1 protein-coding gene and 1 pseudogene are annotated in these 627 nt (G+C 52.8%); both read left to right on the top strand.

Going from position 1 to position 627, the window contains the following annotated elements:
• Positions 1 to 287: pseudogene (locus tag IE076_RS22535) on the top strand (ABC transporter permease); the annotation flags it as partial.
• Positions 284 to 627: nitrous oxide reductase accessory protein NosL (locus IE076_RS22530; protein WP_189439034.1), on the top strand; the 344-nt coding region annotated here is incomplete at its 3' end. The pseudogene IE076_RS22535 and the gene IE076_RS22530, both read left to right, overlap by 4 nt.

Below are 627 nucleotides of genomic sequence, written 5' to 3'. Positions count from 1 at the left end.
TGGTTCTGATCGTGCTTTATGATCTGGCCTTGCTGGGTGCATTGGTAGCAAACAGCGAAGGCTTCTTTGCCTCCAGCATTTTCCCATTCGCACTTCTGGCGAACCCGGCCGATGCGTTCCGGCTGTTTAACCTGTCTGCACTGGATGCCAACGCCATGGTTGGCGGTATGGCAGGTGTGGCAGAAAGCCTTCCATTCCCACCAATAGCAGCGCTTGTATCAATCTTCGTGTTTGCAGGCGTCGCGATGTCTGGCGCAATCCTGCTGCTTAAGAGGGTTTCCCCATGATGAAAAACCTATTTGCCGTCATCGGTGTCACTGTGCTTCTGGCAGCCTGTCAGGAACAAGAGCCAGTCGCAAAACCTGATCCAATGCAATTGAGTGCAGAAGCTGCCGGCTTTTATTGCCAGATGACCGTTTTGGATCATGAAGGACCAAAAGCTCAGATCCACCTGGCTGGAAGCCCATTCCCTCTCTGGTTCTCACAAGTCCGCGATGCCGTTGCCTTCACCCGTTTGCCCGAAGAATCCAAAGACTATGTCGCAATTTACGTGAACGACATGGATAAAGCAGAAAGCTGGGAGCAGCCTGGAACCGACAACTGGGTTGACGCCGATACCGCCTTCTT

It is taken from the genome of Pseudovibrio japonicus, from assembly GCF_014651595.1.
In the GTDB taxonomy this organism is placed as follows: domain Bacteria; phylum Pseudomonadota; class Alphaproteobacteria; order Rhizobiales; family Stappiaceae; genus Pseudovibrio; species Pseudovibrio japonicus.
This window is presented reverse-complemented; position numbering and strand designations above follow the sequence as displayed.